Below are 8,035 nucleotides of genomic sequence, written 5' to 3'. Positions count from 1 at the left end.
CTCCAGTGGCGCATCATGATCATGAGCGCCACTGGAGTGGCGCGCTCCCTTGAGAGTACGCCTTGTCAGACCCTCGAACTGGGGCTGTAGAACGGCTGGTGCTTCGAGGGGTCCATGTAGTTCTCGTAGAACTTGCGGGCGTGCGGCAGCAGGGCGACCGAGAGCTTGCGACGCTCGACCTCGTCGTCGGCCAGGGCCTTGCTGAGATCGTCGTGCAGGGCCTTCAGCGCCGCGGTCTTGTCGACCTTGGTGAAAAGGCCGTCCTTGTAGATCACCTCGCCGTCGCACATCGTCATGGTCACGGCCTGCTGCTTGGCCCGCTGCACCACTGCGTCGAGCGTCGGCGTCATCTCGTCGAGATAGGGATAGGCCACGCTGTCCCAGTCGATCAGCACCATGTCGGCGGCCTTGCCGACCTCCAAAGTGCCGATGCTTTCGCCGAACGGTGTCGTCCTGGCGCCGCCGACCGTGGCCATGCGCAGCACCTGCGCCATGGTCGGCACGTCGGCCTCGACCATGCCCGGCACGCGATGCGCGCGCAGCACCAGCTTCAGCTCCTGCAGCATGTCGCGGTCGTCGTTGATGCCGGCCTCGTCCAGGCCGATCGCGGTGTTGATGCCTTTCTTCTCGAAGTGATTGAGCGCCGCCACACCGGAGCGCAGGCGGAAGTTGGACGAGCAGTTGTGGCAGACGCAGCCTTTGGCCTCGGCCAGCCGGTCGATGTCCTTCTCGTTCAGCCAGACGCCATGGCCGAGCGTCAGACGCTCGTTCACCATGCCGAAGCGGTCGATGTATTCCAGCGCCGTGCAGTTGCCGCGCCGCCAGGCATATTCCTTCTGGTAGGCGGTCTCGAGCAGGTGCATGTGCATCGGCACGTTGTACTGGGCCGAGGCTTCGCTGAGCTTGGTGAGCGCCGGGTCCGAGCACCAGTGCAGGTTGGCCGGCGCCAGCTGGATCTTCACCCGGCGCTTGTTGTGATGCTGCGAATGGAAGGACTTGAACATGTCCATCGCATCGTCGAGGCCCATCTTGAAGCGGTCGAACCAGCGCTGCATCGGCCCCTGCAGCTCCTTCGGCAGGCCGCGCACGAACTCCTCGTCGGCCTGGTAGACGAGCCGGTTCTGGTCGCGCACCGCATAGCAGTAGCTGACCCGCATGCCGACATCTTCATAGGCCTTGATCGTATCGTTCGCGCGCTTTTCGACATCCGGCAGGGTGCCGGGCATCCAGCCCTGGATGTGCTGAACCGTGGTGATGCCGGAGCCGATCATCTCGAAGGCCGAATAGAGCGTATCGAGATAGAGGTTGACGTTGCGGATCACCATGCGGGTGATGAACCACAGTTCCAGCGGCATGTCGGGCGAGCCGAGCTGAACCGGCGTCAGGCCGACATGGTGATGGCCGTTGACGAAGCCCGGCAGCAGGATCTCCTTGCCCGTGCCGATCACCGGCACGGTCGGGTGCTTGGCGTGCAGGTCGTCATAGGTGCCGACTTCGACGATGACACCGTCTTCCTGGAGGACGGCGCCGTCCTTGATCTCGTTCCAGGTAAAACGGTCCTTGGTGCCCGTGATGGCGGCGCGGCTACGGATCAGGCTGGTGGCCATGTCGGCTTCTCCTTCGTCTGTGACATTTGAATCAGGCGGTGGCGGCGAGCGCTTCCTGCTCGGCGAAGGCGCGATCGACCTCATCGCGCAGCAGGTCGGTGAGCTGGATGCGGAGATCCTCCGCTTCGCGCGAGAAAAGGTTGCGCGGGCGTGGCATGTCGATTGGCACGATGGTCTTGATGCGCCCCGGCCGCGACGTGAAGACGACGACCCGGTCGGCCAAGGCCACCGCCTCGTCGATGTGATGGGTGACGAACAGCACCGAAGCACCGGAATCGCGCCAGACATCGAGCAGGAAATCCTGCATGCGCGCCCGCGTCTGGACGTCCAGCGCCGCGAACGGCTCATCCATCAACAGCACCTTGGGACGCATGGCGAGCGCGCGGGCCACGGCGACCCTCTGGCGCATGCCACCCGACAGCTCGTCGGGCCGCTTGTCCATTGCGGCCTTGAGCCCGACCCGCTGAAGCGCCTCGGCGGCGACGCTGCGACGCTCTTCCTTGCTGGCACCGCGGATCGACAGGCCGAAGCTCACATTTTCCCACACGGTCAGCCACGGGAAGAGCGAGGTTTCCTGGAAGATCAGGCTGCGCTGCGGCGACGGCGTCTCCACCAGGTCGCCGAAAGACCAGAGCTGGCCCTCGGTCGCGTCTTCGAGGCCGGCGATCAGATAGAGCAAGGTGCTCTTGCCGCAGCCCGAGGGGCCGAGAAGGACCACGAATTCGCCCGGCGCGACATCGAGGTCGATGTCCGTCAGAGCATTGTGGGCTCGCTTCGTGCCGGCCGCCCAGGTCTTGCCGACGCCGCGGCAGACCACGGCGTCTTTCGACGAGAATGTCGGCGGTGCATCAAAGGCCACGCAGCTTCTCCTTGGTGTCGGGCAGCCAGTAGAGGATACGCCGCTGGGCCTGGCGCAACAGCCAGTCGAAGGCAAAGCCCAGCACGCCGATCACGGCGATGGTGAAGAAGACCAGCGAGGGGTTGAAGGTGTTGCGCGCCAGCATGATGACCTGCCCCATGCCGTAGCCGACACCCGTCGACTCCGCGACCAGCACCACCATCCAGGCGCCGAACAGGTTGAGCCGCAGCACCTGCAGCATGCCGGGCAGGATCGCCGGCACGATGACCCGCCCGTAGATCTGTCGCTTCGACGCGCCCATCGTACGAGCGACGTTGATGAAATTGGGGCTGACGCCGTCGATCTGCGCGACCGTGGCCAGCACCATGTGAAAGAACAGTGCCACCACCACCATGAAGATGGCGGGCGCATTGCCGATGCCGAACAGGAAGATGGCGACCGGCAGCCAGGCAATGGGCGACACCGGCGACAGCAGCGTGATGGTCGGCAGCACGAGCTTGTCGAAGAAATGATGGTAGCGGATGAGGACACCCATCCCGATCGCCAGTACCGAGGCCATCGCCAGGCCGATGAACACGCGGGCGGTCGTGGCGCCCACCGTGATCATCACCGATTCGAAGGCCGAGGGGCCGGCATTCATCGCCTGGCCGACCTGCCAGCGCGTGGCGGTGTTGAAGAACTTGCCCTGCTCCGCGAGGTTGCCGAGGAAGATGTGCGGCGGCGGCAGCAGCTTCGGATCGGCCCAGCCGAAGAACCAGCACAGTTCCCAGATACCGGCGAACAGGCTGATCGACAGGATGGTCCACCAGGCCTTGGTCAACCATTCGAGGTTGACCATGCCGGTGTAGAAGCGCGAGACCGCCGCCGGGCGGGATGTCCCGGCGGCGGGGCCCGACGCTTCGCTGTCGCGAGTGACGACAGCCATCAGGCGGACTTGTACTTGAGCTTGCCGTAGAGGTCGGGATTCTCCTTGATGACCTCTTCGAGCAGCGTCCAGTCGATCGCGTCGCGGCCGGGCTTCTTCTTGATGTAGCCCATCTCCATGACGCTGTCGGTGCGCTGCAGGATGAAGTCGGTCTGGCTGCGCGCATCGACGATCGCCGGCTGCTTGCCCTGCGCGATCTTGGCGTTCTCCATCGAGGTCTTGTAGTACTTGCCGACCAGCTCCTTCAGCACGTCGTCGGTATTCGTCTCGGCGTCGAGCTGGGCCTGCATCATGCTCTTGATGATCGCCTTGAGGCCGGCAGGATTGTCCTTGATCAGGCTGGCCCGCGAGGCCAGCACGCAGTCGGTGTAGCCCTTGCCGTAGAGGTCGATGCCGTTGGTCAGCATGACCGCGCCCTTGACGTCGTTCACCAGCGCCGAGGCATAGGGTTCGATGGTGCAGATCCAGTCGATGGCACCCGCCTTGAAAGCCTCGACCGCCTCCGGCGTGTTGCCCATGTAGCGGACCTTCACGTCCTTGAACGGAATGCCATGCTTCTTCAGGTAGTCGTAGGGCATGACCTCGAGCGTATCGAGCTGGAAGGTCCCCAGCGTCTTGCCCTTGAGCTTCTCCGGCGTGTCGAGGCCGGGGCGCGCCACGATCGCGCAGCCCTCGACGCCGCCACCGGCCACGATCTTCACCGGCGCGCCGGCATCGTAGAGCGCCATGAAGCTGGTGTAGGGCATCAACCCCAGATCGACCTGTCCCATGCCGAGGAACGTCACCATCTCGGCCGAGGTCGGCGTGTTCACGAACACGAGTTCGGTGCCGCTCGCCTTGGCGTACTGGCGCGAATGGGCAAGGAAGAGGTTGAGATTGCAGAAGCCCGTGCCATGCGTCGACTTGAGCCCGGCCGCAGCGTGAGCCGGTCCGCCCATCAGCATGCCTGGACCGGCCGCCATGGCGATGGTGCTGACGGCGGCGGCGCCTTTCAGGAAGCCGCGGCGTGACGGCGCGACGGCGCCGCCGAAGTTCATCTTGGACAGATCGGGAAAATGCGTACAGCCAATGCGATCACACATGGAGAGCCTCCTCGGGCAGCGGAGAAAATTTGGGTAGGGACTGCTGGCTTGGGCGAGTCTGCGACTGACAACTCCTTGTCGGTCGCTACTCGGTGCGACCGTCCTCAAAGGTGCCGGCACGCCAACCGAGAAGAATCGCGCTAGCGCGATTCTGCGCTGCCGTTTTTTGAAGCAAGGGGTGTGCCACAGCGGAGAATCGGCAACGGCAGCACACACGCCGCCCCGCGGCGGCGCGGCCTCAGGTCAATTCCCGGTCAAGGATGCTATTTCTTGACCAGAGCGCGATGCCGCTGCCGTTCGATGTGCCCGAGATAGAGGCCCGAGCAGATGATCACGCCCGCCCCCACCCAGGTCCAGAAGTCGGGAAAATCGCCGAACACGAGATAGCCCAGCAGCGCAGCGCCGAGCAGCTGCACGTAGTTGAAGGGCGCGACAACGGCGGCCGGCGCCTGGCTGTAGGCAATGGTCAGGAAATAATGGCCAACGCCCGCCATGATGCCCATGCCGATGAACAGGACCCAATGCCATCCGAACGTCGGGGTAACCCACTCGAACGGCAGCATCGGCAGGGCGACCGCGGTGCCGACGATCGTCGCCATGGTGGCCGAGGCATCGGGCCGCTCGGCCCGCCCGTAGCGCCGCGAGAAGAGCTGGTAGAGCGAGCTCGAGATCGTGCTGCCGACGATCCACAGAGAATGCCACTCGAAATGCGCAGAGCCGGGCCGAACCACGATCAGGGCCCCGACGAAGCCGACCATGACGGCCATCCAGCGCTTCGGCCCCACAGGTTCGCCCAGGAACTTCGACGACAGGGCCGTGACGATCAGCGGGCTGGTGAGCGAGATCGAGGCCGCCGAGGCGAGCGGCATGTCGACGATGCCGTGGAAATAGAGGTACGAGGACAGGAAAAGCAGCAGGCCGCGCACGATCTGGCTCGGCACGTTGTGCCATCGGAACAGTGCCAACCCGGCCCGCGGCAGGAAGATCGCCATCATGAAGACGAAGGCAAAGACGTAGCGGCCCCAGATCACCTCGATGACCGGATAGGTCTGGCTCAGCGTCTTGGACATGGCGTTCAGGACGGAGAAGCACAGGACCGAGAAGATGATCGAGAGGATGGCCCGCAGGATCCGGTCGGTCGGCGGGGGCGCGCTGGCACTCATCGGCGGCAACTTAACCTGCTGGCGCCGACCAACAAGTGCAGGCACGGACTAAGCGGGCGCCCGGAGCGCATGGGTCGTTCCGGATGCTGGCATTGACGGGCCGCCGCTGCACGTCAGGTGCGCAGTTCCTTGGTGAGTTCCTGGTCGGACGGCCAGAGCAGCAGCGAAACAATCATCAGGATACCGAGGCCGCCGGTGATCCCGGCGAAGCGGTCGACTCCCGGCATGATGCTGTCGGGCGGCGCCAGCCCCTGCACCATCGTGACGACAAAGACGAAGGCGAACTGGGTGCCGACATAAGGGATACCATGACGACCCATCTGGATGTGCATACCGACCCAGACGACTCCGCCGATCATGGCGAGCCACCAGAAGAAGGACTCGACCTGCAGCGCGAGGCAAGCCAGGGCGACGATGCCGCCCAGCAGGCAGCCCATGAAGCGGTGGAACGACTTCTCCGCGACCAGATGGCGCGTCGTCGTACCGCCGTCGGCGATCAGCGGCGCCGCCATCACGACGGCGATCGTGACCGCCATCTCGCCCACGTCCGGCAGGTCCGCCATCACCCAGACGATCATGACCGTCACAACGGAAACGGCGGCACGGAATCCATGCAGGACCGACGGCCATTGCGCGCCCAGCAGATGGCGCCAGCCCGGCGCCGTGGCGGGCGGCTCGGCGTGCCACTCCTGCAGCAGCTTGGCCGTGACCATCGCGCAGGAGACGCCGACCGCCACGTCGAGCGTGCGGTAGCAGGCGATCTCGAAGGCCTGGGTGGGGTCGTTCAGGCTCATCAGCAGGACCAGGCTGGAGGTGATCGACATGAAGAGCCAGGCCAGCCCGTGCGGGCTCACCTGCACGGCGATCACGCCGGCCATCGTCGCACAGCCCAGGAACAGGCACAGCGCGACCTGGTCGTAGGGCAGCCAGCGCGCCATGACGAACCCGAGCACGGCGCCTGCGATCGTGCCGCTCAGACGCAGCACGCCGCGCCGCACCGAGGCTGCCCCCGTCGACATCAGGGACATGTAGCCGCTGATCGCCGCCCACCACGGCGCGTCGAGCTGCATCACCAGCGCCACCGTGGTGGTCAGCACCACCGAGATCGCCGCGACCGTGCCCATGCGCGACTGTGCCGGGCGGGTGCCGATGTCGGCCAACTCGCGCCAGAATCCGGTCAGAGTGCGATCGAAGAGCCGCGCACCTTCACGGACGTCCTCGGCCACCGCCCTGCCGTAGCGCCCGATCTCCGTAACGCCCTTCACGGGAAGATCACGGTCCGCGCGTCGGCGCCCATGTAGAGCTTGAAGCCGGGCGGCAGGTCCTCCAGCACGATCGTCACCGGAATGCGGCGCTGCAGGCGAATCCAGTCCGTCGTCGGCGCCACGTAGGGCAGCAGCTTGTCGACGCCGGGGTTGCGGCTGAAGCCGCGGGCGACCCCGGTGATCCTGCCTTTGTGAAAGTGCCACGGCGAACTGTCGAGCCAGACCCAGGCGGTATCGCCGATCTTGAAGTCGCGGATGTAGTACTGCTTGTAGTTGGCCATGATGCGCCAGGCATCGGCGTCGACGATGCCGACGTTCGGCACGCCGATCGTGGCCATGTCGCCCTTGCGGATCGTGAGATTGGTGATCGCCCCGTTATTCGGCGCGTGCACGACGGTTCGGTCGAGGTTCCACTGCGCCGACGCCAGCTGCGCCTTCGCAAGCTCCAATGCCGCCTGATGGGCGCCGATATCGGTTTCCGCCTTGGCGATCGCCACCGTGGAGATCGTCATCTCGGCCCGGGACCGGCGCAGCTCGTCGTTGGCCCGGTCGAGTTCGGAAATCGGGGCGAACTCGCGCTTGGCGAGGTCGGAGAACCGGCTCTGCTCCTGGACGGCATAGGTGTGGCTCGAGGTCGAGACCTGCAGGGCCGCCTGGGCAAGCGCCAGCTCCTCCTGCGCGACCTTGAGCTGGGCCGCGGCGCGATCGATCTGCGCCTTCCACTGATTGACCACGAGCTGGAAGGGCTCCGGATCGATCGTGTACAGCTTGTCGCCGATCTTGACGTCCTGGTTGTCGACGACATCGACCTCGATGATCTGCCCGGTCACCTGCGGCGCCACGGCCACCAGGTCCGAACGGACATAGGCGTCATCGGTGAAGGCGACGAAATAGGTGACGACCTCGTACAGGATGAAGAGCCCAAGGATCGTGCCGCCGACCGTGAGCAGGCGATGCAGGCGGCTCGTCTCGACGGCCGGCCTGGCGGGCGGCGCCGGGACTGAAGGCGGTTCGGGTGCCGTGGCCTGGGTTGCTTCGGGTGGTGGCGCTGGCGTCGCAACGGGTTTCGGCGCGGCGGGCACGATCTCGTTCTGTCCGGGCGGGGTCACGTCGGGCGGCATCGCGTCCACAAGG

General features: G+C 65.4%; 7 protein-coding genes. All 7 read right to left on the bottom strand.

The genetic code is table 11. The annotated features are described in order from the left end of the window. Nucleotides 1-65: 65 nt before the first annotated feature. Nucleotides 66-1,607 carry an amidohydrolase family protein gene (locus ACT6UX_RS18595; protein ID WP_444776636.1) on the bottom strand — a complete coding sequence of 514 codons (1,542 nt, stop codon included), beginning with the start codon at nucleotides 1,605-1,607 and terminating at the stop codon, nucleotides 66-68. 31 nt (nucleotides 1,608-1,638) lie between these two features. Further along, complete coding sequence (locus ACT6UX_RS18590) at nucleotides 1,639-2,466, bottom strand: ABC transporter ATP-binding protein (RefSeq protein WP_444776635.1); 828 nt, start codon at nucleotides 2,464-2,466, stop codon at nucleotides 1,639-1,641. Then, nucleotides 2,456-3,391, bottom strand: a complete 936-nt coding sequence (locus ACT6UX_RS18585; RefSeq protein WP_444776634.1) for an ABC transporter permease — start codon at nucleotides 3,389-3,391, stop codon at nucleotides 2,456-2,458. Before ACT6UX_RS18585 ends, ACT6UX_RS18590 begins: the two co-directional genes overlap by 11 nt. After that, nucleotides 3,391-4,473, bottom strand: a complete 1,083-nt coding sequence (locus tag ACT6UX_RS18580; RefSeq protein ID WP_444776633.1) for an ABC transporter substrate-binding protein — start codon at nucleotides 4,471-4,473, stop codon at nucleotides 3,391-3,393. Before ACT6UX_RS18580 ends, ACT6UX_RS18585 begins: the two co-directional genes overlap by 1 nt. A gap of 263 nt (nucleotides 4,474-4,736) precedes the next feature. Continuing rightward, nucleotides 4,737-5,636: a DMT family transporter gene (locus ACT6UX_RS18575; protein WP_444776632.1), complete on the bottom strand. Its 900-nt coding sequence runs from the start codon at nucleotides 5,634-5,636 to the stop codon at nucleotides 4,737-4,739. 113 nt (nucleotides 5,637-5,749) lie between these two features. Next, on the bottom strand, nucleotides 5,750-6,901 hold the full coding sequence (locus ACT6UX_RS18570) for an FUSC family protein (protein WP_444776631.1): 1,152 nt from the start codon (nucleotides 6,899-6,901) through the stop codon (nucleotides 5,750-5,752). After that, nucleotides 6,898-8,010 carry an HlyD family secretion protein gene (locus ACT6UX_RS18565; protein ID WP_444776630.1) on the bottom strand — a complete coding sequence of 371 codons (1,113 nt, stop codon included), beginning with the start codon at nucleotides 8,008-8,010 and terminating at the stop codon, nucleotides 6,898-6,900. The genes ACT6UX_RS18570 and ACT6UX_RS18565 overlap by 4 nt, the downstream gene beginning before the upstream one ends. Nucleotides 8,011-8,035 lie beyond the last annotated feature (25 nt).

It is taken from the genome of Reyranella sp. (assembly GCF_052439685.1).
Classification (GTDB): domain Bacteria; phylum Pseudomonadota; class Alphaproteobacteria; order Reyranellales; family Reyranellaceae; genus Reyranella.
The sequence above is the reverse complement of the archived record's forward strand: the minus strand, read 5'-3'. Positions and strand labels throughout refer to the sequence as shown.

Bases quoted from the DNA above. Each gene is read 5' to 3' on its own strand.
- ACT6UX_RS18575 (WP_444776632.1), bottom strand. From the start codon at position 5,636: ATGAGTGCCAGCGCGCCCCCGCCGACCGACCGGATCCTGCGGGCCATC.
- ACT6UX_RS18580 (WP_444776633.1), bottom strand. From the start codon at position 4,473: ATGTGTGATCGCATTGGCTGTACGCATTTTCCCGATCTGTCCAAGATG.
- ACT6UX_RS18595 (WP_444776636.1), bottom strand. From the start codon at position 1,607: ATGGCCACCAGCCTGATCCGTAGCCGCGCCGCCATCACGGGCACCAAG.
- ACT6UX_RS18585 (WP_444776634.1), bottom strand. From the start codon at position 3,391: ATGGCTGTCGTCACTCGCGACAGCGAAGCGTCGGGCCCCGCCGCCGGG.